General features: G+C 47.6%; 23 protein-coding genes. 7 read left to right on the top strand and 16 right to left on the bottom strand.

Annotated elements, in window-relative coordinates; genetic code table 11:
• Positions 1-250: 250 nt before the first annotated feature.
• The 3 genes from ACAN56_RS06660 to ACAN56_RS06650 all read right to left on the bottom strand — a co-directional run bounded on the left by ACAN56_RS06660 (position 251) and on the right by ACAN56_RS06650 (position 2,429).
• Positions 251-901, bottom strand: a complete 651-nt coding sequence (locus tag ACAN56_RS06660; protein ID WP_379141482.1) for a YcnI family copper-binding membrane protein — start codon at positions 899-901, stop codon at positions 251-253.
• 62 nt (positions 902-963) lie between these two features.
• Positions 964-1,635: a response regulator gene (locus tag ACAN56_RS06655; protein ID WP_379141480.1), complete on the bottom strand. Its 672-nt coding sequence runs from the start codon at positions 1,633-1,635 to the stop codon at positions 964-966.
• The gene (locus tag ACAN56_RS06650; protein WP_052092016.1) at positions 1,632-2,429 is read right to left on the bottom strand and encodes a sensor histidine kinase; all 798 of its coding nucleotides are present in this window, start codon (positions 2,427-2,429) and stop codon (positions 1,632-1,634) included. Before ACAN56_RS06650 ends, ACAN56_RS06655 begins: the two co-directional genes overlap by 4 nt.
• Positions 2,430-2,700: 271 nt before the next feature.
• Between ACAN56_RS06650 and ACAN56_RS06645 the strand changes: the two genes are divergently transcribed.
• The 4 genes from ACAN56_RS06645 to ACAN56_RS06630 all read left to right on the top strand — a co-directional run bounded on the left by ACAN56_RS06645 (position 2,701) and on the right by ACAN56_RS06630 (position 6,031).
• Positions 2,701-3,396, top strand: a complete 696-nt coding sequence (locus tag ACAN56_RS06645) for a response regulator transcription factor (RefSeq protein WP_379141478.1) — start codon at positions 2,701-2,703, stop codon at positions 3,394-3,396.
• Positions 3,389-4,477 (top strand): sensor histidine kinase, encoded by a 1,089-nt coding sequence (locus tag ACAN56_RS06640; protein ID WP_038590249.1) that lies wholly within the window; start codon positions 3,389-3,391, stop codon positions 4,475-4,477. Before ACAN56_RS06645 ends, ACAN56_RS06640 begins: the two co-directional genes overlap by 8 nt.
• A 151-nt stretch (positions 4,478-4,628) precedes the next feature.
• Positions 4,629-5,495, top strand: a complete 867-nt coding sequence (locus ACAN56_RS06635) for a D-Ala-D-Ala carboxypeptidase VanY (protein WP_038590245.1) — start codon at positions 4,629-4,631, stop codon at positions 5,493-5,495.
• 38 nt (positions 5,496-5,533) lie between these two features.
• On the top strand, positions 5,534-6,031 hold the full coding sequence (locus ACAN56_RS06630; RefSeq protein ID WP_038590242.1) for a VanZ family protein: 498 nt from the start codon (positions 5,534-5,536) through the stop codon (positions 6,029-6,031).
• Positions 6,032-6,071: 40 nt separating this feature from the next.
• Here the strand turns inward: ACAN56_RS06630 and ACAN56_RS06625 are convergent, their stop codons facing one another.
• The 5 genes from ACAN56_RS06625 to ACAN56_RS06605 form a co-directional block, all read right to left on the bottom strand.
• Positions 6,072-7,067, bottom strand: coding sequence for a DUF3558 domain-containing protein (locus ACAN56_RS06625; protein ID WP_052092015.1), 996 nt, complete (start codon positions 7,065-7,067; stop codon positions 6,072-6,074).
• A 24-nt stretch (positions 7,068-7,091) separates the two neighbouring features.
• Positions 7,092-8,012, bottom strand: coding sequence for a cysteine synthase A (gene cysK, locus ACAN56_RS06620; RefSeq protein ID WP_379141473.1), 921 nt, complete (start codon positions 8,010-8,012; stop codon positions 7,092-7,094).
• A gap of 283 nt (positions 8,013-8,295) precedes the next feature.
• Positions 8,296-12,165, bottom strand: coding sequence for a galactose-binding domain-containing protein (locus tag ACAN56_RS06615; RefSeq protein ID WP_379141471.1), 3,870 nt, complete (start codon positions 12,163-12,165; stop codon positions 8,296-8,298).
• A 583-nt stretch (positions 12,166-12,748) separates the two neighbouring features.
• Entirely contained in the window at positions 12,749-14,443 is a 1,695-nt protein-coding gene (locus tag ACAN56_RS06610; protein WP_379141469.1) for a methyl-accepting chemotaxis protein, read from the bottom strand.
• A 256-nt stretch (positions 14,444-14,699) separates the two neighbouring features.
• A complete protein-coding gene (locus ACAN56_RS06605; RefSeq protein WP_379141467.1) occupies positions 14,700-15,578 on the bottom strand; it encodes an MmyB family transcriptional regulator in 879 nt (292 codons plus the stop codon).
• 140 nt (positions 15,579-15,718) lie between these two features.
• On the opposite strand from ACAN56_RS06605, the gene ACAN56_RS06600 reads away from it, so the two are divergent.
• The 3 genes from ACAN56_RS06600 to ACAN56_RS06590 all read left to right on the top strand — a co-directional run bounded on the left by ACAN56_RS06600 (position 15,719) and on the right by ACAN56_RS06590 (position 20,712).
• A complete protein-coding gene (locus ACAN56_RS06600) occupies positions 15,719-16,651 on the top strand; it encodes a zinc-binding dehydrogenase (protein ID WP_379141465.1) in 933 nt (310 codons plus the stop codon).
• Between the two features lie 266 nt (positions 16,652-16,917).
• The gene (locus ACAN56_RS06595; RefSeq protein ID WP_038590228.1) at positions 16,918-18,432 is read left to right on the top strand and encodes a peptide MFS transporter; all 1,515 of its coding nucleotides are present in this window, start codon (positions 16,918-16,920) and stop codon (positions 18,430-18,432) included.
• Positions 18,433-18,489: 57 nt separating this feature from the next.
• Positions 18,490-20,712: an alpha-galactosidase gene (locus ACAN56_RS06590; RefSeq protein ID WP_379141463.1), complete on the top strand. Its 2,223-nt coding sequence runs from the start codon at positions 18,490-18,492 to the stop codon at positions 20,710-20,712.
• A gap of 196 nt (positions 20,713-20,908) precedes the next feature.
• On the opposite strand, the gene ACAN56_RS06585 is transcribed toward ACAN56_RS06590, so the two are convergent.
• From ACAN56_RS06585 to ACAN56_RS06550, 8 genes are all read right to left on the bottom strand, one after another.
• A complete protein-coding gene (locus ACAN56_RS06585) occupies positions 20,909-21,169 on the bottom strand; it encodes a hypothetical protein (RefSeq protein WP_038590223.1) in 261 nt (86 codons plus the stop codon).
• A gap of 241 nt (positions 21,170-21,410) precedes the next feature.
• Positions 21,411-21,959: a histidine phosphatase family protein gene (locus ACAN56_RS06580; RefSeq protein WP_379141460.1), complete on the bottom strand. Its 549-nt coding sequence runs from the start codon at positions 21,957-21,959 to the stop codon at positions 21,411-21,413.
• 143 nt (positions 21,960-22,102) lie between these two features.
• Entirely contained in the window at positions 22,103-22,549 is a 447-nt protein-coding gene (locus tag ACAN56_RS06575; RefSeq protein WP_063848045.1) for a GNAT family N-acetyltransferase, read from the bottom strand.
• A 487-nt stretch (positions 22,550-23,036) separates the two neighbouring features.
• Positions 23,037-23,522: a VOC family protein gene (locus tag ACAN56_RS06570; protein WP_379141457.1), complete on the bottom strand. Its 486-nt coding sequence runs from the start codon at positions 23,520-23,522 to the stop codon at positions 23,037-23,039.
• Between the two features lie 158 nt (positions 23,523-23,680).
• Entirely contained in the window at positions 23,681-24,448 is a 768-nt protein-coding gene (locus ACAN56_RS06565; protein ID WP_379141455.1) for a hypothetical protein, read from the bottom strand.
• A 371-nt stretch (positions 24,449-24,819) separates the two neighbouring features.
• Positions 24,820-25,632: an inositol monophosphatase family protein gene (locus ACAN56_RS06560; protein WP_379141453.1), complete on the bottom strand. Its 813-nt coding sequence runs from the start codon at positions 25,630-25,632 to the stop codon at positions 24,820-24,822.
• A 366-nt stretch (positions 25,633-25,998) separates the two neighbouring features.
• Positions 25,999-26,502 (bottom strand): DUF3800 domain-containing protein, encoded by a 504-nt coding sequence (locus ACAN56_RS06555; protein ID WP_379141451.1) that lies wholly within the window; start codon positions 26,500-26,502, stop codon positions 25,999-26,001.
• A 77-nt stretch (positions 26,503-26,579) separates the two neighbouring features.
• Complete coding sequence (locus ACAN56_RS06550; protein ID WP_379141449.1) at positions 26,580-26,804, bottom strand: hypothetical protein; 225 nt, start codon at positions 26,802-26,804, stop codon at positions 26,580-26,582.
• Between the last annotated feature and the right edge of the window lie 126 nt (positions 26,805-26,930).

The following is a 26,930-nucleotide window of genomic DNA, read 5'->3' as shown; positions in this document are numbered from 1 at the left end:
TGAATATTCAGCTGCAAGGGCACAGAGTGATGCGAAACGTTCTTTGGAAGGCATGTACTCTCTGTTATTTCAGACGGATGATGACTCATGCCAAATTATAGGACTCCCTCCTACATGGCCATACACACCAAAAAGCTCCGCGCCCTTGACAGAGAGTGTCAATGCGCGGAGCTTCTTTGCAACAGCATATTCCTTTGGAATTTTGACACAAGCTACGTTCCACCTGCATTCCGCAAATATCTGTCTTTCCTTATTCCTTCCGCCCTCTTAACAAACTGATGGCAGCCAGTAAGAAGGACAGCAATGATATCCCCAGAGCAATATAGAGCAGCGGTGAGGTACCTGAGGATTTATCGAGGTCCTCCACAATGGCTTTGTGCTCATCCATGCTCATGGAGTCACCCATGTCCGCCGATCCGTGGGAGTGACTGTCCCCGTTGCCGGAAGACTGCACAATCGAAGTAACGGAATGCGGCGTTTCCGAGCCTTCTTCACCGGACCACTGCACCAAACTGCCGTCAGCATAATGCTGGTAGGCATTCCAGGCAATATCGCCTGCGGCATCCGGGTTCTTGGCCGTGAAGTAGAAACGCTGAAATTGTCCGGCTTGAATGCCTTCGCCGGTTGCGGTCCAGCTGACTTTATTGCCCTCGATGGTTACATTCCATCCGGGTGTTGCCTCATATTGCTTGAACTCCGCCCCCTCCGGGATGCGCAGATCCACCTGAACGGTAGCGATATCCTTCTCCGACGGCACTTTCAGTGTATAGGTCTCCCATGCACCGGTACTGGATTCTGCCGGAGCAATGGTCACATGTGCGCTGGCCACAGCCGCGAACAGCATAAGTGCTGCCACGGAAGGTGCGGCTAAAGTCATCAGTTTACGAAGCATTTTATTCATGTGTGTATATTTCCCCTCTTCTCAGTTTCTATGGTATCTGTCAGGTTCCCTCTTAATAGCCGTTATCTCTGTGGTTTCCTCGGAAAATCCCGCTCCCGCGAGGCCAATCCCTGCTCCAGGGCATACCGTGTCAGCTGCGTACGGTTCTGGAGCTGCAGCTTTTGCAGGATGTTTTTCAGATGATTTTTGACCGTATGCTCGGAAATCCCGAGTTCAGCCGCAATCTCCCTGTTGGTGGAACCGGAGGAGACACAGCCCAGTATTTCCTTCTCCCGCGCCGTTAATGCTTCCCGCTCTTCCTTGACCGAAGTAACGGCAAACTCCTTCAGAATCTGAAAAGCCAGCTCCCGGCTCAGCGGAACCTCCTCACTGACAATCGCCAGCAAATATTCGATCCAGGTCGAAGGAGCCAGATTCTTCAGCAGATATCCCTGAGCCCCCTGCTTCAGCGCCTCGAACAGATAGGAGATTTCATCCGACACGGTCACGATGACGATTTTGACATAAGGGTATTCCAGCTTGATCCGCCGTGTCGTCTCCAGTCCGTCCATCCCCGGCATCTCAATGTCAATCAGGATCAGATCCGGCATCCACTGTGCGGTCCAGACCATGGCCTCGGCTCCGCTCGCCACTGCTCCAATGACCTCAAAACGCTCATCCATCGCCAGAATCTCGCACATCGCCTCACGCGCATGAGCATGATCGTCCACAACTAGTACCCGGCAACGGTTCATTCGGCGTCTCCCCCTTTCGTTATTTCAACTAGGGTCCCGGCGGCATCCGATCCCAGCGATAATCTCCAGCCCATCCGCTCTGCCCGTTCTCTCATAATCTGCAGGCCATAACTTCCGCTCACTGCAAAAGGGTCCTCATGCAGGATACCTGCACCGTCATCCGTGACAGCTACTCTCCAACGCTCCCGGCCGCCTTGCCCGGATATGGCTACTTTGCCCGCCCGTGTATGCTTGCGCACATTAATGATAGCCTCACGGATGCAGGACAGCAGCTCCGCCTTTTCAGCGGAAGTGAGTGCTTCGTCATCCAGACTCCAGTCCAGCGACACTTCTATCATCACTTCACTTGCCATCTGCGCCAGCTGCTCCTTAACGGACTGCTCCAGGGTGAAGTTCTGCACAACGCTGACTGGAACCTTTAGGTTCGCAATAGCCTGGCGTACATAAGAATTGACCTCATGCACTGTTTTTTTGATCTGCTCAATGCTTTCTCCGCTTACCTCACCATTCCTGCGGTTCTGCTCCAGACGCTCAATCCGCACAGACAACAGAAACAGCGACTGCGCCATCCCGTCATGCAGCTCTTTGGCCAGACCCTCACGGGCTTCCATGGCCGTTTTGACCGCCCGTTCCTGCTCCAGCTCCCGCTGGTTCCGTTCCAATAACGAGAACAGCGGCAGCAGCAGCACGATGCTGAACAGGAATACAAGCACAGGCGTCAGATAATTCCCCATGTCCATAGAGATATAAGGCATCAGAAACTGGTGGCGCACAATCTCCCAAATACCGACCATCACTGTCGGAAGCAGCAGAATAAGCAGCTTGATTCTCGTATACGTTGCTGTCCCCTCCCAAATCTTAATGTATAGAATAGCATTCCCAAGCTAGCGCCGGCATGACTCTTTCGGGCTATACCCTCTTTGAAATGTTACAAATATAAGTATTTAAAATATTAACATTACCGAAAATCGCCGCTCGCGAAAGCTAAACCGATAAGGTAAACTAGGAGCAAAGCGTTAATTGAAGTCCACATTACATGTTAACTTATACAGGAGCGAAAATGAAATGAAACGAATTACGATTCTAATCGCCGATGACGATGCCGAGATCGCCGGACTGGTCGCCTTGCACCTGGAAAAAGAGGGCTACCATCTGATCAAAGTATCTGACGGACGAGCTGCCGTACAGGCGGTCCAGACCCACTCCATTGATTTAGCAATTCTGGATATTATGATGCCCGGCCTGGACGGGCATGAAGTCACCCGGCAGATCCGCGAGCAGCACCAGATGCCGATCATCTTCCTGAGTGCCAAAACCTCGGACCTGGACAAAATCACCGGCCTTGTAATCGGAGCCGATGACTATATGACCAAGCCGTTTAATCCCATGGAGCTGGTCGCCAGGGTGAACGCGCAGCTGCGCCGTTCCATGCAGCTGCGCCGGCCCGTCTCCGGCAGCAAGGCTGTGCTCGAAGCGGGCGGCTTGATCGTTGATCCTGACTGCCGCACCGTGACGTTATACGGGAACAACATCGAGCTGACGCCCAAAGAATTCGATATCCTGTACCTTATGGCCAGCTACCCCAAGAAGGTCTTCAGTGCCGAGCAGCTCTTCCAGCAGGTGTGGGGTGAAGCCTATTTTGAGAGCGGGAACACAGTGATGGTGCATATCCGTACCCTGCGCAAAAAGCTTGGCGAAGATCAAAACAAAAATAAATGGATCAAAACCATTTGGGGAGTAGGTTATACATTCAATGGCTAAAATGATCCGCAGCTTCCGCTTTAAAATGATTATGCTGCTGATAATGAGCATGATTTGCTCGGGTGTCCTTACCTTTGCGCTGTATAAAATGCTTCAGCTTTATTATAAATCAGAGGTTAAACTGGAGGACTCGCTGGCCCGGTTCCGGCATATGATCGGCAGCGTCGGAGATCTCAATTTCTTTCTGATCTTTTTTATTCCGCTGGCCATCCTTTTTTTCTTCCTCTTTACCAAACCCTATGCCACCTATTTCCGGGAGATTTCCAAGCATATTCATCTGCTGGCAAACGGCGATTTCAAAAGCAGGCTTACTCTCTCCTCGAACGACGAGTTCGAGGACATTGCCGCAGACCTGAATCTGGCGAGCGAAATGCTGCAGAAAGCGGTGGAACGGGGAGATTTTGCCGAAAACAGCAAGGACAAGCTGGTCTTGAATTTGGCCCATGATCTGCGTACTCCGCTGACCTCTGTGCTGGGATATCTGGATCTCGTGCTGAAGGAAGGACAGCTGTCTGCAGAGCAGATCAAACATTATACGACCATCGCCTATACCAAATCCCAACGGCTTGAAAAGCTCATTGATGAACTGTTTGAAATCACCAGAATGAACTACGGCATGCTTACCATCAACAAAAGGCCGCTTGATCTAAGCGAACTGCTGAGCCAATTAAATGAGGAATTATATCCTGTCTTTGAGAGCAATGGACTGACAGCCCGCCTGAATACCCCTCCCCGGATCGAGATCGAGGGCGACGGTGAGCTGCTGGCACGCGTATTCGAGAATCTGCTGACCAATGCCGCCCGGTACGGCAAAGATGGCCAGTATGTGGATGTCAGCTGCAGTCCGCAGGCGGAGGATATCGTCATTCAGGTGATCAATTATGGCGGCAGCATCCCTGCAGAACAACTGCCCCATCTATTCGATATGTTCTATACCGGAGACCGGGCCCGCAGCCACCAAGAAGGCGGAACTGGACTCGGCCTGTTCATTGCCAAAAATATCGTCGAACAGCATGGCGGCAGCATCTCTGTGCAAAGTGACATCATCCGCACCCTCTTTGAGGTTCGGCTTCCACGGTAGCTGTAATCTTTTCGTTACACGGATTTCAACATGCTTATTATCCGTTTCAGCAATAAATTAGTATATATTTAAGAAAAACTTTATTTTTACCCCACTTCTTTTTAAACGCTCTCTCTTATCCTTAAAGAATGAACACAAGGAGGAGACAGAAATGAAAAAAAAGAAGTGGGTTTTTTGGCTTGTCATCCTGATGCTGTTGGGCTATGAAGCTGTCCACAAGGAAGCGGAAATCACAGGAAATGATCTTAAGGACATGAGGTCCAAAGTGATCACAGCGGATCCCGGGCGAACCGATCTTACGGTTATTTCCAAAAGCCAGATCTACCAGGGAAACCTGTTACTCGTCAACAAAAAATATTCAGTACATAAATCAGGAGTTACAAAGGACATCGTCAACCTGTTTGAGCATCAGGAGCTGGTGCAAGGATACGGGCTGCTGGACAACACGATCATGCTGTCGCAAAGCGTGGTGCAGCGCTTCTCAGAGATGATTGAAGCAGCTGCCGCCGACGGCATTTCGAATTTTCTGATCAGCAGCGGATACCGGGATACGGAAGAACAAAAGCGGCTTTATGAGGAAAAAGGTGCCGAATATGCGCTGCCGGCAGGCCACAGTGAGCATAATCTCGGCTTATCACTGGATATCGGATCTACACAGACGGCGATGAACAGCGCACCTGAAGGAAAATGGCTCCAGAAGAATGCCTGGAAATACGGATTTATTTTACGCTACCCGGGTGACAAGACGGCCATTACCGGCATTCAGTATGAACCCTGGCATTTCCGCTATGTCGGTTTGCCGCACAGCAGAATTATGCAGGACAACAATTTCACACTGGAAGAGTATCTCGAATTCATCAAGGAGCAGCAGACCTATTCGGCAACGGTGGATGGAGAGCCATACCAGGTTTCGTATCATTCCGTTACCGGCAACACACCGATCCCGGTGCCGGCTGACCGCCGTTTTGAGCTGTCGGGCGACAATATGGACGGGGTCATTTTGACCGTGTTCCCCTGACGAGCATGGGAGTAATCAATAGAAAGTGAGGAGAAGAAATGAAGCGTACACAAGCTACGAGAGAGATTGCAGTGCAGATCTTATTCGCCTTGTATGTCTATGCATTGTTCAAAATCATTTTATTTAAGTTCAGCTCCATAAATTTTATCTTTCTCTGGGAACAATTACAACACAGTGCGCACAACATCGACCGTGCGATGCAATGGGGCAATTTCATCCCGCTGGCCACCATATCGAACACACTCGATAACCTGACAAGTAACACACTGCTCAATCTGGGCGGAAATATCGCTTTATTCCTGCCGTATGGCATGTTCCTTATACTCCAGTCGAGCGGCCGGAGAATTTCATTGATGCGTGTACTGATTCGCTCCCTGGGTTTAAGTCTGCTATTGGAGTGTGCACAGGCTATCCTCTCTATCGGTACCTTTGATGTCGACGATCTCATTCTGAATACCCTTGGAGGAGTGATCGGCTATAGTATGCTTCGACTGTTCGTGCACAAGAAAAAAGTCCAGCCCGCCACAGAATCATGACGGCTGGACTTTGTGCAACACAGATACACATTTACAGCAGCTACAAAGGCGAGGTATAACGGCCGTACTGGATATCCAGCTCTATGAAGGTATCCCCATCCTGGGACAGGAAAAAGGAATTAATCCCCTCTGCGCCCCACCAATTCAGCCCGAGCAGCAGTCCATCTGTAGTCTCGGCAGCAAATAACAACGAGAACATCTCCGGCAGGACCTCACCGCCATCATCTACACGCCATACTGAATATTCATCCTCCTGAACAACGGCGGGATAATCCATGAACTTGAGCTTCCCGCCATCCACTACAACAAGACTGAACAGCATGTTCTTGTTCTGTCTCACGAATTGCACCAGGTACAGGCCACGGTCCGGCGGCAAATCCGCCAGCTTCCAGGCGGCCTTGATTTCCCGCTGTTTAGCCGCAGAAATGCTCTTTCGCAAAGGATCATCAGCGGTGAGCTGTCCACTTCCTTCTGCTGCCGGCTGAATTTCAAGCAGCGACTTGAGCTTAAACTCAGCGGAATCGGCCAAATAGTAGGTTTCATCCGGGGTCGCGCCGCCTTCATCTACCGCATAGACAACCCCCTGCAGATTGGCAAAATTATTCGCCGACTCCCGGCCGTTACTGTTCTCGCTCCCAGCCTGCCATTTCTCGAACGTTAACGTGAGAATTTGGCCGTTATTGCCGACAGCCGTGTTCAGGGATTTCATCTGTTCCATCTCACTGTCATCTTCCCGGGTCATCAGGATATGCTTCCCTTCTGCATCGGCAAACCCGAACGTGGTATGCAGCCTGGCAGTCTCCATGTACTCCTTCGATGCTGATGCCGAGGCCGGAGGGTTCGAAGTTGTTCCACCATCGGTTCCGTTGACCAACGGTGCACTGGCTTCATCCGTAACCGCCGGAGACGGCGTTGCGCTTGCTACTACGGCAGACGGGGAGGAGGTGGACGTTGTCCCTTCCTCTTTAGCCGCATTTTGCGCAGAACATCCTGTCAGCAGCACGCAAGTAATCACTATACCCCGGATAAGCTTCATTCTACATTTCCCCCCAGAGAAGTATTAGAATATCCCCATGCTCAGGTAACGCTCACCGGTATCTGGAGCGATACAGAGGACACGTTTGCCGCTCCCCAGACGCCGCGCTTCCTGTAGCGCCGTCCACACCGCTGCTCCGCCGGAAGGGCCAATCAATATCCCCTCCGTGCTGGCCAGCGCTCTGACTGTTTCCAGCGCACCCTCGTCGGACACCTGGACGATTTCATCATATACATCCGTGTTCAGGATGGCGGGGACAAATCCCGGGCTGGTTCCGACAAGCTTATGCGGGCCGGGCTTGCCACCCGAAAGCACCGGTGAGCCTTGCGGCTCCACCACAACGATCTTGATGCCGGGCAGCTCCCGGCGCAGCACCTCGCCGGTTCCGGTAATCGTGCCTCCGGTTCCGGAGGTGGCGACGAACACATCGAGCCTGCCGTCCATCTGGGCCACAATTTCCGGTGCCGTCGTCGTGCGGTGGATGTCCGGATTGGCTTTATTCTCAAACTGCTGGGGAATGAAGCTGTCCGCAATTTCTGCGCCAAGCTCCAGCGCCTTAGCAATTGCGCCCGGCATCCGCTCCGCCGCCGGAGTCAGCACCACTTCAGCACCATATGCCTTCAGGATATTGATCCGTTCCTTCGTCATATTATCCGGCATGATGAGAATCGCCTTATACCCCTTTGCCGCTGCGTTCATCGCCAGCCCGATGCCGGTATTTCCGCTCGTCGGCTCGATAATGGTTCCGCCGGGTTTCAGCAAGCCGCCAAGCTCAGCTTGCCGGATCAGATTATACGCGGCCCGGTCTTTCACGCTGCCGCTGGGGTTGAACATTTCCAGCTTCACATACACTTCTGCATCATCCGGGCCGGTCAGGCGGTTCAACCGCAGGGCTGGCGTATCGCCGATCAGTTCCGTAATATTATTGACTACCAGGGGTGTCATAGTAAATCCTCCTAACAGTTTTGTGAGCGCTGCATCCATGAGTGTTCTTCGAATAAAACTGGCATCGGAAGCATGGGCTTTACTCCTTATACTTTGTAACACCCATTGTAGGCTATGGCCCGGCACTTGTCGATTGCCGGGAATCCGGGCTGCTCATGCCGCTTCTTTATTCCGCGGCAAAAGGCCGCCCCCCTGTGTCGGCGGGAGGCGGCCCTGCTGTGAAACGGGCACTGCTAATGAAAGCAGCAGCACTCCGTTTCTATGGGTCTGTTCAGCTGGCTGTCTAAGGATTAACGTTGATCGTAAAGGTGGACGTATTATTTTTAATAGGAGTGACTGTATTGGTAATCTTCAAGTTGTTGAAGACTACCGAACCCATTGCCGGGCCTTGACCGGCTTCCGCCGATTCATTGGCCCAAATGCCCACTCCCGACTTGGCATCAAATGCGTCCCCGCTCTTCTGCGCACCGGAAATCGTAATATTGGAGAAGATTGTATCCGCGACAGGGAACTGCGGTGAAGAGCCCACATAGTTGGTCTGAAACATAATGCCGTGGTAAGTCGGATCGATAATGTCCACATCACTGACCCGGATGCCCTGGAACACCTTCGATGCCGTGAATACCCAGATGGCCGGGAAGGTCTGGCTGCCCCAGAAGTGTCCGCCTGCACGGACAATCGAGATATTCTGGAAGTTCGTCGGCGGTGAAGCGCCAAATCCGTTCATCGGATACCCGAAGTCCAGTGAGCTGATGGTAATCCCGGAATAGCATAACGTGTCGGCGATATAAATGTTGCGGAAGGTATTGGCATAACCGCCATAGACCGCCACACCGGCTGCACGCCAGGTCAGGATTGAGGTCAGATTCTCATAGACATTGTCCTTCATGTCCGAACCGCCGGAATCAATCGCCGAGAACAGTGCAAAGCTGTCATCTCCGGTGGCCCGCGCTTCATTGTTGGATACGAGATTGTTGGTGCTTCCGTTTGTCATATTAATACCGTCGGCAAAGGTATTGCGGATACGCGAGTTTTTGATCACCATGTAGTCGGTATTCGCACCCCAGAACATGCATACCTGATGCTCGGTCCAAATGTTGTCGATCGTAATGTTCGACACATTGGAGAAATCAAACACTTTACCGGGTCCGTCGATCCGCGAAGTATAATTGCCGAAATAAGCGAAGCCCGAGAAAGTCGATCCATTGGCGGAATCGGTGGCTCTGAATCCGACATCCGTATTGGACTGGCTGACTGGAGCATAAAACCGGGTGTACCACGGTCCTGCACCGACGATCTTCACGACTTTGCCGTAGACCTGGAACTTGCTTGAGGTCTCGTAAGTTCCGGCAGGCAGATATACCCCCACAAGGTTGCCGGTGTTATCCATACGGACTTTATCCAGCGCATTCTGCACATCCTGATGGCTGAATCCGGCAGGAACCGCATATTTAGCCGGGTCCGGATTGGCTATTGGCGACACCTGCTCCAGACTGATAAAGTCGATAGCATACTTCGAGGTGTTTGCCGCATCCTTTTGCAGCCTGATCGTGCTTCCTTCCGGAATGGTGCTGTCGAACATAATGTTCGCTTCATCATAGATATGGCGCGGGGAACCGGAGCCCGGGGAGTTGCCGGGACTGGTTTCCGGGCCGTACAACCAGGCGTATTTGGAGGTCAGGCTGATCGCCTTGTTGAACACTCCATTGACGTAAATGTTCAATGTGGCATTGGTTCCGTCACCGCTGGCCGAATCCGGAATGGAGAACCGGGTAACCAGCGTATTGGTACTGGCCTTTGTGGTAAATTCCACATAGCTGCCGGTCGTGTTCAGTGTTACCGCCCTCCGGCCCGAAGCTTCACCGGCCAGATCGCCGATGGTGCGGTTTGGGGCAAGCTTAACAGCTCCACCGCCGACAACACCATCCTCGGCCTCATACATGTCGTAAGGCATGTTCGCCCCGCGGCCGAAAAACAGCGGCTGGGTCTGAATATTGTTGGCCCGTTTCACCGGAAGCTCATTGGTATCCACGGCAATTTCGCTCTTCACCGTGTATTTGCCGTTCGCCGCAGTCCATGTGCCCAAAGTGACCGGAGCCGTTGTGGCACCGCTGGCGATTACTCCGTTGTAGGACCCGGTTAAGGTTTTGACCACGGCATTGGTGGTGGCATCAGTCACCGTCAGCGTTATATTATGCGCACCGCCGGCGGAAGCTGCTGTCCCTTGGTTTTTGATGGCAACCGAGAAGGTTACGGTATTGCCTCCGGCCGGATTTCCCGGGGTCCAGCTTACCGGAGATGCTAGCAGATCGGAGCTTGATACAGGTGTAACAGTAAGAGAAGACGGATGGGTGTAATTGTTGTTGCCTTCATTCAGTTCAATAACAGTGTTACTCTCATCCACCTTGGCGCCCAGTGCATAGGTGGCCGCATCTTGGGCACCGATGTTAAGCGAGACATTGGCTGAGGCTCCTGCAGCAAGTGCCCCTACCGGAGTCGTCCCTACCTTGGTCGTACCCAGATAAAAGCTGACATTTGTCGCTGTGGATGCTGCGGTTCCTGCATTTTTAATGGCTGCGGTTAAGGTGATGGCATCCGATTCCACCGGAGCAGAAGGGCTCCAGGACATTGCCGTCACCGTCAGATCAGGATTCGCTGCCGGCGTGCCGGTAATTTGAAATTCTGCAACCTGGCCGGCATTTGAACCGGAGTTAGTGGTGAACTTCAGTTGAAGTTCACTGGCCGTTGCCGTAACCGGAATAGTCACTGAATTGCCGCTGGCCGGATTAAAGGTATACAGGGTAGCCGGAACGAGACTTGTAAAGGTGGAGGTTGCCTGATTGTGTCCCAATACCTCAATCGTTTGGGTACGGGTTGCCCAGGCCGCCGCCGGATTCAGCTTCACGACGACAGAAGTAATGCTGGCATTGGCCCCAAGGTTGACGGTCAGCGTATTCGGATAGCTGGCAGCCCCGCCTTCCCAGTAAGTGGTGACATCGCCGTCATTCGCATGGCCAGGAACAAACGTAAATATGGATGAGGAAGCATTAATAGTTTTGCCGATGGCCAGATTCAATCCTGGACCTGTGCTTGGTGTAGCTGTAGGTGAAGCCGTTGGTGTTGGCGTAACCGTTGGTGTGGCTGTAGGCGTTGGTGAGGGTGTTACTTTTGGGGTTGCTGTCGGTGTGGTTGTTGGAGTTGGTACGGTTGTTGGTGTCGCCGTAGGTGTGGCCGCCGGAGTAAGAACCAGATGATCCATATTAACATTGCCGGTATCTCCGGAATCGTATTTATAGGAAATTGTATTGTTACCGGCAGAGAGAGTCAATATTTCATCTTGTATGGACCAAGTGTCCCAGTTCGCCAGATTGGGAAGCGAAGTCTGCTTAACCTTTGTTCCGTTCACGTAGACACTTAATGTTCTGGTGCTGCCTGAAGCATTGGCATACCTGAGCGAAACATTGTAGCTGCCTGCAGTGGCAGCAGTAACCGTAAAGGCTGTGGTTGCACCTTGTACGAGATATCCGTCCACAAATGCCGAGCCTGTATAGCCAGTATGGTCGGTGTTTGTCTTGGCTCCACCAGATAATGCGGCAGCTTCCGCTTCATAAGTGCCGGTTGGCGTTGGGGTCGTCCCATAGACCTCAATCTCGGATACCTGTGCTGCCTGCCAACCCGTATTTGCGGTAAAGTTTAATTTGATGTATCTGGCGTTTGCTGCGGTAAAATTAATAGTTACCGTGTTGGAGCCGCTTGACGGATTAAACGTATAACTCGCCGATGCCGCAAGGTTGCTGTACGCAGAATCATTCGTGCTGCCTTGAACAGCTAACGACTGCGTTCTTGGCTCCCAGGCAGCAGGCAGCTTCAGCACCACCTGGTTCACATTGCTGCTTGTGCCCAAATCTATCTTTAGCCATTGCGGAAAAGCATTGCTTGCACTTTCCCAATACGTCCCTTGATTGCCGTCATTGGCATTCGCCGCCACATAAACGTCGCCGACCGAGCTTGCGGTAATTGTTTTGCCCTGCGCCAGATTGGCCGCCGCAGAGCTTACAGCCGGAAACAGCACCAATTGGCCTACAAACAACGCAACAATCAAACCATAGATGAGGAATGTTTTCCTGGCAGATGCCTTGTCTCCTGTTAACATACACAACCACCTTCCATAATGTTATGGATCATGTTAAAGAAAGCGCATTCACAAACAATTTGTTTCCCCCTTCACCTCCTTGATTCAAAGGCTGCCCTCCTGCCCGCACTAATCCAATTTCAATTAGCCAGCTGCAGCGTCTCCCAATGCTGTACATCCACAACAAAAAGCACGATCTACTCCTTGCGCAAACATGCAGAACTACTAGCCGCAATCGCAAGATACACTGACCGAACTCGGAGACTGACTATTAACTAACTAATTATGGTAATAATATAAGATATAACTAGATTTTAACCAATGGCCGTTTCTATGCTTAGTATGTGCAATATTACGTTCACATTAATTGTTATTCTTTTCTATCTAGCCAAAATGGTTGGATAGCACACTTGTAATCAGTTCTCGTTCTTTAAGAGATAGCTGATCCATTTATATATAGCAGCATATAAAAAAAGCGACCCCGCCGTTATCCGGCAGGGTCAAGGTCTATTGTATGGGGGTCATGTGATGAATATACCGCCTGAAGCTTAAAACCAAATGAAATGAAGGTAAAGATTTGCTGAAGAGCGTATTTCCAGTCAAGCTACACATTAAACCTTGCCACCAACCCCTGCAGACCTTGCGCCAATGTGCTCAGCGCACCTGCCGAGGAAGCGATCTGTTCTACAGATGCCATCTGCTCCTGTGAAGCTGCCGACACCTGCTGCGTATTCGCAGCTGTGGTTTCCGATATTTGCGTGACGGTGCGGATCGACTCCACAATCTCTTCGGTAGCCGCCGTGATCTCCTCGACCGCTCCCGACACCTCCTGAACCTGTCCGGCCAGAGAATCGATCGAAATGCGGATCTCCCCGAAGGAATGTCCTGCTTCTTCAATGATTTCCGTACCGTCCTGCACCTCGGCAATGCTGCTCTTCATCACCAGGACCGCATCATCGGCATCGGACTGAATCCCTGCCGCCATCTCGGCAATAAGATTGGCCGATTCTCCGGATTGCTCGGCCAGCTTGCGTACCTGATCGGCAACAACGGCGAACCCTCTGCCCTGTTCCCCGGCACGCGCCGCTTCAATTGTTGCGTTCAGCGCCAGCATATTGGTCTGTGAGGCGATGCCTTGGATGACCCCAACAATGCTGCCGATCTCCCGGGATCGTTTGGCAAAACCAAGCACCTGCTCGGACAGCGACCCAATCGACTGGTTAATCGAAGCCATCTGGCGGGCGGCCGCCTGCAACGACTTGTCGCCTGCCATGGCGAATTCATTAGAGCGTAGTGATGCATCGGAAATATCCTGCACACTTGCGGCGATCTGCTGGATGCCGGCCGACATTTCAACAATCGTCGTCATGTTGGTCTGCAGATCATTCATTTGTCTCTCCGAACCGGAAGCAACCGTACCCATAATGCCGGCGATCCGTTCCGTAGCCTCGGCTGTCAGCCCGCTGTCGGAGGTAAGCTTGACGGAGGAAGCCGCCAGACCATCCGCTGACTGGCTCACCTGTCCGATGATCAGACCGAGATTATCCGTCATTTTATTGAAAGCAAGTGCCAGATCACCGATCTCGTCCTTGGTCCGGACTGTCAGCTTGCGGGTCAGGTCGGCATCTCCTTCGGCAATCTCCTGGAGTTGTTTATTTACATCACGGATCGGTTTAATAATCTTGCCGGACAGCAGCAGTGCGATGAAGATAGCCAGCAGAACCGACAAGCCCGTCACACCAAAGCTGATGCCCATGGCCGAGCTGCGGTGCTCCACGGACTGACTTTGTGCATGCTGGATCTCCTCATTCAGCGTATTCTCGAAGACCAGCTGCGAAGCAATAATCGTATCCAGCGAGAGATTCGTGAACTCCTTTTGCGCATTCGGGAAATTTCCTTCCTTGGCTAAAGCGAAAGCATTTTCCAGCACGGTCAAATAGTTGCTCCATTCACTTTCGAGACTCGTAATCCCGGCAAGCTCCGCTTCATTGAGGCCCGCATTCTTAAGCACGGTTATCGCCTCGGTAATCTCCGGAATCATTGCCTCATAAGCGGTCAGATAGGTGGTTCTTTCCTCATCTGTATTACTCATCACATATCTGGCGCCGAGCCCGTCCGCCGTGCGGATCTTGTCCGTCAGCTGCTGAACGAGCGTCAGCTTGCTGTAATTGCGGTTAATCTGCTCGGTGAGCATGGTAACCTTGCCTTGAAACAAGGTGTTTCCGGCGATTGCGGCGATGAATACGAGAATGACCACTGCGAAGCCAAGTAGTATTTTTGCGCGAATTTTTGTAAACATAGGTGTTTCCTCCATATCCGTATGTATTCTCGGGGCCGCCTCTTCCTATGTATTGCTAAACATTTCCTCTGCCCTTATCCTATCTCCCCAGCCTTAAGCTGACCTGAGTTTGAACTGAATGTTCGCTTAAAGTGCGGAGGTGATTGAATTTTGCGATTCAGCGCTTAACAAAGAAACGGACACCGTCCTTTGTAGGATGGTATCCGTTGATCAGAGAAATATAAGACTGATTTGTTCTAACATTGAAGCGATCACACTAGGCATGACATCCCAATTGTTTAAATACCATTCGGGCAGCATCATCAACCGGTAAAAAAGCCTCAATTCTCGGATGCATATGATGGCTTGTGGAAATATGAATTTGCTTGTAGCGAATAGGAACCCACTTACCTGTGTTGCCCATTTCGGCTAAAATCATTTTATGCTGCTCAAGCTCATTCCTCGTGTTGCCGGGCTGCTTGTTCCAGTATTTATTGAAGTCGTCGTATTTTTGAAGTTTTCGGATGCCTTGTTTATACCAAAGCTCGTGCCTGGAATAGATGTGCATTGTTTTGTAGGCTTGTATGCCATCGATAGCATGTGATTCCCATAATTCGAAGGACGCTGCATCGAAAGTGGAACGGGAACGAACAGGGAATTCAGAATTGAAATGAAGATCCGCCATATTGAGGTCCTTATAAAAATCCGGATGAGCGGGCAGATCGAATAGTCGGGAAAATGAATCATTAACACCTTTGATAGCTAGAGCCTGGTCGACGATCATGGCCGGCAATGGCAGGCTGCTCATGATCTGCCTTGCTTCCTCAAGCGCTTGCTCCCAAGCCTCACCTTCAAGTCGCTGATGGAATGGGAGATAACCGGCAGCTACCAGCAGATCATTTTGTTCAATGGATGTGCACTCAAGATAGGTAGCAATACGAACAATCATTTGACGATCCGGAATTCGATGTGAACGTCCCGTTAATAAGTTCTTATAAGTAGGGCAAGCCATATCGTTAAGCTCCTGCTGGTTAAAACGTTTCAACAACGGATGGGATTGATTAGCATAGGCTTGTTGACGTTTTACACGAAGACTCTCTACCTCAGCTAAAAGATTCTTTAATGTTTCAACCTGAAGGTTCTGATCTTTACGCATAGTCATTATTCTCCAAATCCTTTACAAATAATGAGGTGTAGTTCTACTCTTGGTGCGAGAGTTATTGTACAGTATACTCCATTATGAAAACGGGGAGCAATGTTCAATCTGCTTCTAATTACATCCATGGAGGAGATTTTATGGTTCGCGCAATAGTTACAGACTCACTGGCAAAAGGATATTTTGCCATCAAGGACGTCGCTGCTCCTCAAGCTCAGCCTTGGGAGGCGATCGTTAAAGTACACGCCTTCTCTCTTAATCGGGGTGAAGTTATAGACGCAAGGAATGAGGCCGAGCAATTTCGCCCAGGTTGGGATTTTGCCGGAACCGTCATTGAGCAAGCCAGCAATGGCACAGGTCCGAAACAAGGAAGCCGTGTCGTCGGCTTGCTTCCGCTGGGTGCATGGGCTGAGCAGGTGGCGGCACCCGCTTCATTTCTGTCAGTAATACCGGACAACGTCAGCTTCGTCCAAGCCTCCACTTTGCCTGTAGCAGGCCTGTCTGCACTCTATACCCTTAGAAAGGGCGGTATGCTGCTCGGTAGAAAAATATTGATCACTGGCTCCACTGGAGGAGTGGGGATCTGGGCCCATCAGCTAGCCGCACAATCCGGGGCTTTCACAGTAGGTGTAGCCAGAACAAAGGAAAAAGCCCTGGTTGTCCGGGAAGCTGGTGCCAACGAGGTTTTGGTTGGAGATGCAGCGATTTCAGCGGCCCACTCTTTCGGGCCTTATCATCTCATTGTGGATTCGGTGGGTGGCGATACGCTGGCTGCCTTAATGCCCCAGCTTGAACCAGGAGGAATCATCGTTTCGATGGGACATTCGTCCTCCCCTTACTCCACACTTAATATCAGGGGGTTGGGCGGCAGAACCTTGTATAGCTTCTTTTTAGGGGAGGAAATTAACCGCTATTCACCTGCCAGCGATTTAAAATTGCTAGCGGATTTACTTTCAACAGGCCGATTAACTCCCCGGATTGAAGTGGAGACATCATGGGAGAACATTGGGGAGGTATCCGAAGATTTATTAGAACGCAGATTTTCCGGTAAAGCAGTGCTTTTAATCAATTAGCATTTGTATTCTTTCCGAATTAATAGTACCGCTATTTAAATGCAAAGGATGCCCCGTCAAGCGACAGCTCGGGTGCATCCTTTTTTTGTAGAGACGGCCTTGGTGCGTTCATCGAAGTCATCGATTATGCGGGAGAAACGGATACCTCCGCGATAGGTAATAAATGTCCACCTATCCCAACTATCCGCTACCGTTTTACAGAAATGAATCTGCTATATTTTAAAAGGGAAAGCGTTCTCAGAAATACGAAGAAAGAAGGAAGAACCATGAGCGATGAAAGCCATACGAACATGAATCCCAGAAATAAATCGTTGGAGGAGGTACTGGACGACAAGAAATTTTTGGGCCACCCAAGAGGTGTAGGCGCTTTGGCAGCGGGGAACTTTTTTAATTCATTTGCTTGGGGAGCCTTGTACGCGATTTTAATTTTTTATCTCTACAGTCCATACATGAAAGGGTTAGGCTTCACACAGGGTCAGGCCGCATCTATGATTGCGGCAATGGGCGCCTGCAACTCCATATTTGGCATTTTGGGAAGCTGGCTGGCTGACCGGGTATTGGGCATGCGCAAAGCTTTGATTATTGGCAACATAGTGAAAGGGATGGCATTTGGTGTTTTGGCCATTCCGGCTTTTTCTCTAACACAAGGAAGAATATTTGCATTCATCGCATTGTTTTTGATGTCGCTTCCAATTATGGGGGCAAGCAACGCTTCTTTGACCGGCCAGCTCTACCGCAAATCCGACAGCGGAAGACGGGACGCCGCCTTTACCATTCACACGATTGCCAACAATATTGCCGGTCTGGTTGCTCCACTTCTGGTCGGCCAAATCGGAATGAAAAATTTCCATCTGGGATTCTTGATCGCGTCTGCGGCTGCCTTCCTGTATGGTGCGGTGATTTTCTTTACACAACACAAATATTTTGGTCCCTTGGGCGAAAAGCCGATCAAACCTCTTGAGGAAGGAAAGTTCAAAACATTATTGACCCGTTTCCTGATCATTATGCTTATCTTTATAGGCACCATTGTGGTTTTAGTCATTAACGGTGTGATGTCCTTCCAGGGAGTACTAAACATCATCACTTCAGCCACTTTTATTATTCCGATTGCTTTCTTGACCAATCTCATGAGGAAAAAAGATTTAACCGCCCGGGACAAAAGACGGTTGAAGCCCTTCCTCAAATTATTCTCAGCCCAGATTGTGATGGCGCTTTGCGGAACCATGCTGACTTCCACTGTGGCGATTTTTATCGATCAGAAAATCAATCGCCATATTTTTGGAATTGAAATTGCTCCAGGATCAGTGGGAACCATTTATACCATTTTCGGCTTGGCCTTGTCCCCCGTCTTTGTCTGGCTGTGGACCAAAACACGCGCAACCCATATTCGCACCACTTATAAATACGGATTGGGTATATTGTTCTCTGCTTGCGGCTTCGGCTTGCTGACCATACCGATCATTATGTTTAAGGATCAGGCCCCCTACAACCTGCTTTGGATGGTGTTCTACTATCTGTTCCTTACGTTCTCCGACAATCTGGTTTGGCCTATCGGTTCATCGCTTGTAGCTAAGTTGTCACCCGATGCTTACGATACGCAGATGCAAACCGCTTGGGGGCAGGCGGGCACGATCGGCAACGGAATTGCTTTGATTTTGTTCACCTTCTATCAAACGGCTGACGAGCAGGTCAACTTGTTTCCTATTATGACGGGACTTCTGTTCATGACGGCTCTGCTCATCTTCCTCTTTTCCAAAAATATCGAAAAAGATATGGACTAATAAACCCCAGTGTTGACAATTTCAATTGTCAGCACTTTTTTGAAAGGAGTTTTCCCCATGCCTGTGATCTACCATGAAAAAACCAAGCAATTTCACTTGTACAATGATGAAATCAGTTACATCTTTTGCGTCATGCTGAATCAGCAGCTTGGCCATTTGTATTACGGCAAAAGGATTCAGGACCAGGAGGATTTCTCCCACCTGCTGGAATGGGGGTTTCGCGATATGTCTCCCTGCGTTTTTGAAGGAAACCCAAAGTTTTCCCTGGAGCAGGTCAAACAGGAGGTTTCGGTTTATGGTGCAGGCGATTTAAGAAACTGCGGGCTTCATGTGGTCCAGCAGGATGGCAGCAGCACCACTCATTTTGAGTATTTGAGTCATCAGATCCTCCCGGGCAAACCTTCACTTGAAGGCCTGCCCGCAACGTATGTCGAAGAGGACAATGAGGCCGATACCGTGTGTATTTGTTTAATCGACAAGACTCTCTCCTGTCAGGTTGAACTGCAATATACTCTCTTCAACCAGTTACCTGTATTAACCCGATCTATGAAAATAATCCATTCAGGCACAGAGAAAATCCGCCTTGAAGCCGCTATGAGCTTCAGCCTGGAGCTTCCGGATAAGGAGTATGAAATGTTGACCTTAACCGGTGCTTGGGGGAGGGAGCGGCATATTCAGAATGTTCCTCTGCACCAGGGTATTCAAAGCATATACAGTCTGCGGGGGCACAGCAGCCACAACTATAACCCCTTCATCGGGTTGAAGCGAAAGGAAACTACGGAGTTTCTCGGCGAAGCAATCGGATTCAGTTTAGTGTACAGCGGAAATTTTTTGGCTCAGGCGGAAGTAGATACGTATGATGTAACCCGTATAATGATGGGCATACATCCGCATGGCTTCAGTTGGATTTTGGAACCCGGAGATAGCTTTCAAACGCCGGAGTCCGTGTTGGTGTATTCTGATAAAGGCTTGAACAGGATGAGCCAAGTGTTCCACGAGCTGTATCAAACACGGTTGGTCCGAGGCTTCTGGAGGGACAGAGAGCGCCCCATCCTAATCAATAACTGGGAAGCCACCTACATGAATTTTGATGAGGACAAAATACTTGGACTTGCCCGCGCGGCCACCGGGCTTGGAATCGAATTGTTTGTTCTGGATGACGGCTGGTTTGGCGAACGTAATACAGACACAACCTCTCTCGGGGACTGGTACCCCAACAAGGTCAAGCTGCCCAACGGCATCTCCGGCCTTGCCTCTAAGATTACTGCAATGGGGCTGAAATTCGGCCTTTGGTTTGAACCGGAAATGATCAGCAAAGCAAGCAAACTTTATGAGAAGCACCCGGACTGGTTATTATCCGTCCCCTACCGTACGGTGAGTCCGGGTCGAAATCAATATGTCCTGGACTTGACGAAGGCCGAGGTCATTGATTACTTGGATCAGACCCTCAGCCATCTGTTAGCCGGCTCTGATATCTCCTATGTGAAATGGGATATGAACCGCTCTATGTCAGAAGTGTTTTCCCAAGGAAGGGAATGTGATTTTCAAGGAAGGGTTTACCATCAATACATCCTGGGGATATATGAATTGCACGAACGGCTAACCAGTAAATTTCCTGAGGTCTTATTCGAGTCATGCGCCAGCGGAGGTGGACGATTTGATCCGGGGATGTTGTATTATTCGCCGCAGGGATGGATTTCCGATAATACAGACGCCGTCGAACGGTTAAAAATACAATACGGCACCTCCATGGTATACCCGCTCAGCAGCATGGGGTCCCATGTTTCCGCGGTGCCCAATCACCAGACATCCCGCAGCGTTTCCCTGAATACCCGAGGCAGTGTCGCCTATTTTGGCACCTTTGGCTATGAGCTCGATATCAGCCTGCTGTCTGATGAAGAAAAAGCAACCGTTCAGGAACAAATCAGCTTTATGAAAAAGTACCGTGGTCTCATGGCGCGGGGGACGTTTTATCGGCTGGCCAGTCCCTTCCAGGGTAATGAAACAGCATGGATGGTCCGATCCAGAGACAGAAGCCAGGCGATCGTCGGCTATTACCGCATTCTTACGAAGGTAAACGACGGCTATCGGCGATTGAAGCTTGCCGGACTGGACCCTCATAAAAAATATCGCATCGCCCATTTAGGCGAACACGGCTATTTTGGGGATGAATTGATGGAGATCGGTATTGTTTTAAATGACCATACATCTGGCGATTACCATTCCAAGGTGCCAAGAGGCGATTTTCTGTCTCGCATTTTTATTTTGGAGGCAGACTAGCAGCAACCCGCATCTGCAATAAGGAGGTCCGGTAAACCAATGAAATGGTTTGCCGGACCTCCTATATATTTTCCATATACATGTTCGAAGTATTAGACTGACTCCCATATAAAACCAGCGGAAGTCTTGTTCTGGAAAATAAAATCCTGAACTCCCGCTGGTTTATTAAGCTATCGTATCCCGTTAAATCGTCTAACTATTTCCCTCTTGCAGCATCTTTAATATAGCTCTTCGCTTCGGCTAGGGTTAATTGTATAGATTTAATAGATACATCTAATTCTTCTTTAGTTGTCTCATTGTATAGTTGCTTTTCACCAAGTGAATTAAGCCCCCCAATCAATTCGTCTCCTAAGGAAGGGATTCCACTCCCAACCTCAATTATGGAGAAATCATTGTCTTCGGTCTCTACAGCAAAAAATCCTAAACGCCTATACTCTACATAAACTCGCCCCTTCATTAATCATTCTCCCTTCACATACTGCTCTTTAGTTGAATAGCGGCAAATTTCTAAAAGGGATCTACCGCTATAATGTGCTAAAGGGATCACTGGTACATTTCTCTCCTGCGTTCGCCACGGTGTTGTGCGTATATCTGCGTGGTTGAGGCTTTCTCATGGCCCAGCATCCTTGAATTCGTTTATCAGCCTTATACAGATGCCATAACTCACTTGCCTTTACTGCTTGAACTATCGTCTCCCGTTAGCGTAAAGTGACATGGCTTTGTTTATAATACTCGATAATTGAAGCATGTGGAATCTCGCCTACCTCTCCTACCAAGGTACGAAAAGCCATGCCGTGTCCAGTAATTATCACCTTTTGAAATTCGAGATATTTGTTAATCACCTTCTCCATGCGGTTCTTCAGTAGTTCTTTAGACTCCCAAAGCTTGGTTACCCCAGGAGGATAGACTCCATGATTAGCATCATAATCATCCCCCAGTTCTTTAAGCCTCTCCAATGAATCATATTCAAATGTTAAGTCAGGTTGCCATTCCCTTAAATCGAATTCAACCATTATTTCTAAACCAAGTTCCTTTGATAAAATAGCGGCCGTTTGAAGTGCTCTTGGGTAAGGAGAAGAGACAACAATTTCAGCTTCTTTTAAACGTTCGTCCTTTGCTGTCAAATATACTTGGTTAACCCCTTTATTAGTAAGAGGAACCATGTCCCGGCCATGTCCCTTTAATTTGTAATGTTCATTTATGTCCCATAGAGGTTCACCATGGCGAATGAGATAAAATTGCGTCATTAAAAATCCTCCACACATCACATACCGCTCTTAAATCCATTTCTAATATACTCATGGCATTTATTGAGCTAACGTTTCTTATTAGTTGAACGACCGCTGCCAGTAATTTACTGACAGCCATATTTATTTACTAAGGGGATCCTTTAATTAAGTTGTAGAAAACGAATAATTTCACCGTCAATTATTTCTTCGCTAGCCCTCTGAAATCCCAAGGATTCATACAGGTTCCCAGCAATCAAGTTGTCGGGTCTGTGCCCGATCATTAATCTATTACAACCATTTTGACTCATAAGATCAATTAATTTTTTCATTGCTTTTTTGCCAAAACCATTCCCTTGATGATTCTCATCAATCATGAGTGCAGGTATCCAATGGTTACCGTCTTCGTCGGGGGTTTTACAAAAGACAATAAATCCGACTAGCAACGCCTCTGAATATATTGCGCGCAAATCAAAATCATGAAGAAATTTAGATTCTGCAATCCAATAAACAACAGGAGCTGGAAAAACACTAGTTTGTTCTTGCTTTACATTTAACTTGGTACAATCGTACCAGTTCTCAATTGATACCGGCTTTAATTCAATAACCACATGAATCCCTCCAAAATTTTGATATCACAGAGGAATTCCTCTGTGATTATAATTGAACTTCCTCCGTAACAACCACGACAGCAACGATATTCTTCATACCACACCACTCCCTTCAATAATGGGAAACACATCCAATAGTATACTACTAGTAATACTTTACGATTGGTATAAAACTGTTATAAAAAAGATATCTCGAGTCCTGCCGTTTCAATCTCTCCTCGATTTGCATGCCGTTTTAATGCCTATCTAATCGTAGGAATGATCATGTATTTAGTTGGATGGATATCGGATACGAATACGACTACAGAGCAGTTTCCAGTTGAGATCCTCGAACGTCTTCCTCGATTAAAAACTTAGGAATATCAGCCTCATATAGATGCCACAACTCACTTAACTTCATAAGAAAACCTCCCCTTAGAAGCTATTACATCTAGGTTTGCTTCTAAAGGGAGGTTTTAATCTTCTAACCTGCTTGAGCTAGTGCTAATTATTTGTTATTAATTACGCTTCTTACAATACTAATTGGTGTTAAAGACCTCTCTGCTACCTCTTCCAATGTCATACCAGTCTCATAATATCTCTTGATTACCACATTCATCGGTTCGCCTAATTCAATAATATATTTATCTGGGTCATATACTCTAACTACTCTTTGTCCCCAAGGTTGTTCAAATATGTCATGAACGAATTCAATCTGATGATCTTTAAGTTTTTTGTAGATCTCATCTATGTATTCCACTTCAAAATACAGTTCAATTTGCTGCTTCCCGCTACCTATTAATTCGATTTCAGCCTTGTTATCTCTAAATATGTTTTGATGTGCTACGTCCTTCCTCCATATTGAAAAGCCACCAAGGTATCCGATATTGACACCATAGTCTATCTCTACTTGTTGGTCTAAAATCTCTTCATAAAACATCCGTGAAACTGCTATATCTTTAACAAATAAAACTGATGAGATGAATTTAATCAATTTTTTCCTCCCATGTTTTAATATATGCTTTCAAAAGATTCGCCTAACAGCTAATCTGCAAACTTCGCATATTCTACATAGTTGAAGTATTCGCGAAATCATTAAACTAACTGTCGCTGTTTTCATTGAACTAACGTTTTCCGTTAGCTCAAGTTCTTTTAGTTCTCTCGTCTACATTGTATACGGCTTTCTTTTCCAGAAATACCTTTTTCGATTGTAACTTTATTTATTTCAACACCATTTTCTGGAGTATCAGTTAACGTAATATGTATTCTATCATAAGGAACGTCACCATGATGTGCACCATAATTTAACGCACTTGCATGAACGATATGTCTTCTTGTATCGCCATTTATTCTTTCAATTTTATCTATTTTTGGACACAGGATAAAGTCTGAGTAAGTTTTGTCGAGATAGGTAAAATATCTGGTATATAAAGCTTCTTCAAGCAATTCTTCTTTGGGAGCTCCAGTACTTTCATATTTCCACCCAACTAAGAGCCAATCATATAGCTCCAGTGATTTTAATCGAACTCTTATATTTTTTTGGGTATATTTAACCTCACCATCTGCTATTGTGCATGTCATTTTTTGGTTTTCAAAAATACAATTATAGGCAGGTTCAATGACTGCAATATCCCCGTTTTTCATTCTTATTTTCAAATTGGAGACGGGAGTTTTATTTAACTCAAACTCAGTTGGTACTTCGGAAGGATTTGATGTGTTTATCCATTTAACAACCTTACTGATGATTACTTCTTCATATCCGTCACTTTCCTTAAATAAACGAGACCCCCCATATATACGGTTTGCTTGAATAGATGAAACATCTTCTGTTTTTAATTTTGGTTGAACACTTGCCTTTGCTAATTGTATCGAGGAAAATAGTCCAGCAAACACCATGTATATTATGACTAACCTTTTCACGTTTTTTACGCCACCTCTGGAAGCAGTATTGTAGGGTATTGTAGGTATTATCCCCTTTGAATAAAACTAAATTCCAAAATGACATTCATAAACCAGTCAGTATAAAAAAATTCGCCAATAACAGCCACTGTTGTTCAACTAACCTGCCCGTTAGCTAAATAGGCAGCCAATGATTTCGGCTGCCTATTGTCATAGTGCTATCGTTTCCAGTTAGCGGAATGACCTGTCTGTAAACTATGATATGGTTCAGCGCTGGCTGAAGGGGTAAGTATTTAAGGCTATCCTGAAAAGGATGGATTTTTCATTGAAGAACATGCCTTACTAAGCTAACGTTTTTGCACGTACACAATGTTGAAAAGAGACTGAACCTTTTATTCGGATTCCATCCGCAATAATGTCAAGAGATCATCGAAGATTCCATGTGTTGTGAATACGACATCTTCACCATAGAGTTCATTAGGGATGCCATCAGGCACCGCTTGTACATGGCAACTCATTGCTCCAGCCTCCCGTGCAATCAAGCCTGCAGCGGCTACGTCCCACGGTGAAAGACTTTCCGTATGCGCATCTAACTTTCCGGACGCCACATAACAAATGTCTACTGTTGGTGCGGCAAAACGCCTAATGTCACGACAGTTTCTTCTGAGTCTGTTCACTCTTTCGATTGCTGGCTGCACTTTTGCTGGATCATGCGGAAAACCAGTGCCAATGACAGCATCTAGTAGTGAAGTACATTCACGAATTCGTAAACGCTCACCATTGCAATAGGAGCCTTCCCCTTTAATCCCAACATAAGTACAGTTCAAATCTGGCGCATATACTGCTCCTGCCAGTACTACGCCATCAAGGGCAAAAGCCAATGAAACGCCGTAATGCGGCAGGTTCCGAGAAAAATTAACTGTTCCATCTAAGGGATCAATCACCCACACTGGACCGTCAAACTTGAAATTATCCCAGTTATGTACTCCATCTTCCTCCGAAAGAATTCGATGACCTTGAAATGTCCCCATTATGGCTTCTTGAATGATTCTTTCCGACAGCAAGTCAGCTGATGTCACAAGTTCACCCGCATCCTTGTAATTCACTTCAATTTTTTCCCGGCTGCGCAATTCGGAAATTCTATCACCCGCTTTTGTTACAACCTGTTCTGCAAACAACGCTAATTCTCGAAGGTCGAACTTCATTTTGTTCCCATTCCTCCTTACAGTGCTTAATCTTATTTTCAGACATAGATTATATTCGTGCCCCTGTACCACATCCCTTTTTAAGGATTCATTTTCAGGAGGACTACTTCAACCAACGTAGAACTGAACTGGAAGACGGAGCTGGACATCAATTCAACATAGGTGAGAACGGCATCATCGTCTTGCTTGAAGTTGATCCTTATCATAATTAACAGCAAGTTTTTCGGGTGGGGGACGGGCAAGATTTGCTTGCGAGGTATGAGATTCAGGACACAGTACGGCTAGTTAAACAAAAGCAGCCGATCGTGTTGAAATCGGCTGTCTTAATGTTTTTGAGCTGTCGTTTCCCGTTACTTCAATGTAAAGTTATTCATTTTGTGTACTATTGGACCTTATAATTATTGCTTTGATTTTATCAATATCAATGTATTGTTCCGCTAATGGAGATAGTATTTCGAGCAGAGCTACATCTCGTTTCTTAGGCTCACTACTCTTAATAAATAATTGTCTTCTATTTAATGAAAAAGCTGCAAAATCAGCTAGCTGTATCGGAGTTATGTCAGCGGAGTCCCCCAAAAAAACTACACTGTCTAAGAACACATCTTTGAATAGTGAGGTTTGTATTCCAATACCATTTTTCTTATAGTTCTTATCAATGAAAACTCTGGCTAATTCGTGGTTGTTACTCCTATGTTCAAGAATGTAGAGTTTTACTTTATGTAAAAGATAAAACAAGCCCATATCGTTATAGTTCGTTAAATCAAAAGGACCAAAGCTGGTAATACCTTGACTATATAAATCTTCAAATTGTTGTAAAAATTCTGGTGACATTGACTGAACTAAAATGGGTAAATTATAATGCTTAAACAAATCGACTAGAACTTTAAATATACCTAGCCTTTTTCCAAAAGGAATATCCCGATAACCCTTTTTCCCGTTATAAATATCTACAAAGTGTAATTCCTTAATTTTAAGCTCTGTAAATCACTTGCTCCTCTGAAGACATTATCTATTGACACAAATATCTCTCTCATAATTGTTGGATTAATTATAACAGCAACCCATGTTTTTTTATCCTCTTTATTAGGAATTCCTGTTTCATCAATAAATACTCCGTATTGAGAACCTCTTTGCAACTCTGTTAAAAAATCTGCATACTTTAACTTATTCATAAAAGCTCTCCCCTACTATCGTTCTCCGTTAGAATTCCTGTAATACGAATAATTTGGAGTTTGAACAAAAACGAGCGCCTCTGTACGATGGGATTATGCAACGGGTCAAAAGCCCTTAAAATCCAC

Origin of the sequence: Paenibacillus paludis (assembly GCF_042610515.1) — a bacterium.
Lineage (GTDB): Bacteria > Bacillota > Bacilli > Paenibacillales > Paenibacillaceae > Paenibacillus_AQ.
Note: the sequence above shows the minus strand (reverse complement) of the source record. Positions and strands in the feature narration are given on the sequence as shown.

What these genes read in the sequence shown, in the direction of transcription:
- ACAN56_RS06660 (WP_379141482.1), bottom strand. Translation starts at nt 901, where the DNA reads ATGAATAAAATGCTTCGTAAACTGATGACTTTAGCCGCACCTTCCGTG.
- ACAN56_RS06655 (WP_379141480.1), bottom strand. Translation starts at nt 1,635, where the DNA reads ATGAACCGTTGCCGGGTACTAGTTGTGGACGATCATGCTCATGCGCGT.
- ACAN56_RS06650 (WP_052092016.1), bottom strand. Translation starts at nt 2,429, where the DNA reads ATGGTCGGTATTTGGGAGATTGTGCGCCACCAGTTTCTGATGCCTTAT.
- ACAN56_RS06645 (WP_379141478.1), top strand. Translation starts at nt 2,701, where the DNA reads ATGAAACGAATTACGATTCTAATCGCCGATGACGATGCCGAGATCGCC.
- ACAN56_RS06640 (WP_038590249.1), top strand. Translation starts at nt 3,389, where the DNA reads ATGGCTAAAATGATCCGCAGCTTCCGCTTTAAAATGATTATGCTGCTG.
- ACAN56_RS06635 (WP_038590245.1), top strand. Translation starts at nt 4,629, where the DNA reads ATGAAAAAAAAGAAGTGGGTTTTTTGGCTTGTCATCCTGATGCTGTTG.
- ACAN56_RS06630 (WP_038590242.1), top strand. Translation starts at nt 5,534, where the DNA reads ATGAAGCGTACACAAGCTACGAGAGAGATTGCAGTGCAGATCTTATTC.
- ACAN56_RS06625 (WP_052092015.1), bottom strand. Translation starts at nt 7,067, where the DNA reads ATGAAGCTTATCCGGGGTATAGTGATTACTTGCGTGCTGCTGACAGGA.
- cysK (WP_379141473.1), bottom strand. Translation starts at nt 8,012, where the DNA reads ATGACACCCCTGGTAGTCAATAATATTACGGAACTGATCGGCGATACG.
- ACAN56_RS06615 (WP_379141471.1), bottom strand. Translation starts at nt 12,165, where the DNA reads ATGTTAACAGGAGACAAGGCATCTGCCAGGAAAACATTCCTCATCTAT.
- ACAN56_RS06610 (WP_379141469.1), bottom strand. Translation starts at nt 14,443, where the DNA reads ATGTTTACAAAAATTCGCGCAAAAATACTACTTGGCTTCGCAGTGGTC.
- ACAN56_RS06605 (WP_379141467.1), bottom strand. Translation starts at nt 15,578, where the DNA reads ATGCGTAAAGATCAGAACCTTCAGGTTGAAACATTAAAGAATCTTTTA.
- ACAN56_RS06600 (WP_379141465.1), top strand. Translation starts at nt 15,719, where the DNA reads ATGGTTCGCGCAATAGTTACAGACTCACTGGCAAAAGGATATTTTGCC.
- ACAN56_RS06595 (WP_038590228.1), top strand. Translation starts at nt 16,918, where the DNA reads ATGAGCGATGAAAGCCATACGAACATGAATCCCAGAAATAAATCGTTG.
- ACAN56_RS06590 (WP_379141463.1), top strand. Translation starts at nt 18,490, where the DNA reads ATGCCTGTGATCTACCATGAAAAAACCAAGCAATTTCACTTGTACAAT.
- ACAN56_RS06585 (WP_038590223.1), bottom strand. Translation starts at nt 21,169, where the DNA reads ATGAAGGGGCGAGTTTATGTAGAGTATAGGCGTTTAGGATTTTTTGCT.
- ACAN56_RS06580 (WP_379141460.1), bottom strand. Translation starts at nt 21,959, where the DNA reads ATGACGCAATTTTATCTCATTCGCCATGGTGAACCTCTATGGGACATA.
- ACAN56_RS06560 (WP_379141453.1), bottom strand. Translation starts at nt 25,632, where the DNA reads ATGAAGTTCGACCTTCGAGAATTAGCGTTGTTTGCAGAACAGGTTGTA.
- ACAN56_RS06550 (WP_379141449.1), bottom strand. Translation starts at nt 26,804, where the DNA reads ATGAATAAGTTAAAGTATGCAGATTTTTTAACAGAGTTGCAAAGAGGT.